This window comes from Caballeronia calidae (assembly GCF_900044055.2).
Lineage (GTDB): Bacteria > Pseudomonadota > Gammaproteobacteria > Burkholderiales > Burkholderiaceae > Caballeronia > Caballeronia calidae.
The window spans coordinates 1-1,898 of record NZ_FCOX02000242.1 but is presented as its reverse complement, the minus strand read 5'-3'; the positions used below and the strand labels follow the sequence as shown (position 1 = coordinate 1,898).

Genomic DNA, 1,898 nt, shown 5'->3' with positions numbered 1-1,898 from the left:
CTTAAGGGAAGACGTGAGTTTGGGAATTGGATTCATGTTCAATGGATCAGGAGAGTCTGAGTATCGCGGCAGAAGCGGCCGCCGTGGGTGTAGGTCGTCGCGCCTGATTCAACAGGGTCGGTAGACAGCCAGGTCTGATCGAGGCCTTTCTGCAGGATCAGCTTGATGGCTTTGTAGCTTGGCATGCCGAAGAGATTCGCGCGACGGGCAAGGCCGCCTCCAGGCGACACGCGCCGAACTGCTGGGCGAAGCGCAGCACGCCCTGTACAGCGCGCAGCTTGATGAGAACCTGATCGCCGAAGAGCGCGTGAACAAGCGCGTAGCACGACGGTCCGGTACGCTGCGCTTCTCTCAGGCACCATTGGGTGTCGTGCAGTTGCCAGGCCTGTGCTGCTGGCGGCATGTGATCAGCCACCGTGCTACGCGTTCCTGGCGCCGTCTGGCGGACATGAGGGACGGCCGGGATTCGCAAAAAATCCGCCACATCTCCAGTTAAACCACTGATCCAACTGGAGAAATTGATCGATTGATCGAGCCGCGACGGCCGTTTCTGCGAGTCCGTCAGGTCGCCATGCCTGACGACTGGAGCCGTGGTCCAATTACCAACCCGGTTCGGGCCAGGTCGGTTCCTTTCGATGTCAGAACGGCATGGCGTCGAAGGTTGATGCGGCACGCATCACTTGAATGCCTTTCAGCCAGCGCTTCAGATTCTTGATGTCTTCGAACGCGGCGAGGTCCTGTTCAAGGGTTCGGACATTGAGTCGGAGCTCCTTGAGATCAACGGCGAGATTTCGCAGAACGGTATCTGGAGAGACCGGTTTGAAAGGATCGATTCCGTATGCGTACCGAAAGGCGGACTCGACGTGGAGGATTTCCCGATCGAGTTCGCGTACCTGCTCCTTCAGGATCGTGTTGTAGTGTTTCAGACGCTCTTCGCTCATGCTGCTAAGGGCATGTTGATCGATATGCTCGAGCTCGAGTTGCAGCTCTAACAGCTGCAGCAGGTTGTTTTTTTGGTAGGCCTCGTTGACGCGTTGCATCAACCTGGTTTTCCGGTCCCGCTCCTGCGGATCGGTTTCGCGATCAGGGTGTAATGTGCTGGCGAGTTTGCGGTAGACCTCGCGAATGGAAAGGCTGATCTGCGCCTGCTGTTCTTGCGCGCGGGCCTCGGCGGCCTGTTGCTTGGGCGATTTTTTCCGTTTCGCGCGCTGAACATCCTGCTCGGCCTGCTTTTCCGCCGCTTCCGCCTGACCTTGCTGGATATGCGCCTGTGCGCGCTGCAGCAACTCTTCCGGAGAACTTAGATCGAGATCGTCTCCGAGATCGACACCGAGTACCGTCTCAAGCATGGATTTCATCCCGTCGACTTCCGCAGCCATCTGGCTGTCGTAGTTGGTGGGGCTGTACTTGTCGTAGATGGCCTTCAGTTCCTTGCCTTCATCCTCGTCTTCGTCTATCAGATTGCCCGCCAGATTGGCGATCACAATAACCATCTTCCGACGTTCTGCCTTGGTCAGTTCTTTTTGCACATAGGCCTGATCGAGGAAATGCACCATCCGGATCTGCAGCGTGGTTGAAGTCCGTTCGAGAGGCAGAAGTTCGTTGACGTACCGCTGCTGGAAGGTCGGCGTGACCGTTTCCCAGGCGCGAAGCTGCTTGCGGCGTTTTTCGATCTGCCTAATGAGCGAATTGAACGCCTTTTGCCCTTTCGACAAGGCAGGTTTGTCGTGATCGGACGCGATGCTGACGGACCGCAAATTTGTCCTGGTCATGGATCGACTTTCTACTGAAGGTGTGGGAAGGCAACGGCTGCCCGCATTTTACCCGATGGGGCGATGTGTGAACCGAGAGCTGAGATCGGCACATCGCCGAATTTCTACGCGTCCCTATCGCTAACA

General features: G+C 57.0%; 2 protein-coding genes. Both read right to left on the bottom strand.

Translation table 11 applies throughout. The features are described from left to right. Nucleotides 1–38 precede the first annotated feature (38 nt). Complete coding sequence (locus tag AWB78_RS49175; RefSeq protein WP_232478140.1) at nucleotides 39–185, bottom strand: hypothetical protein; 147 nt, start codon at nucleotides 183–185, stop codon at nucleotides 39–41. Nucleotides 186–638: 453 nt separating this feature from the next. Continuing rightward, nucleotides 639–1,772: a J domain-containing protein gene (locus tag AWB78_RS42335; protein ID WP_062613239.1), complete on the bottom strand. Its 1,134-nt coding sequence runs from the start codon at nucleotides 1,770–1,772 to the stop codon at nucleotides 639–641. Between the last annotated feature and the right edge of the window lie 126 nt (nucleotides 1,773–1,898).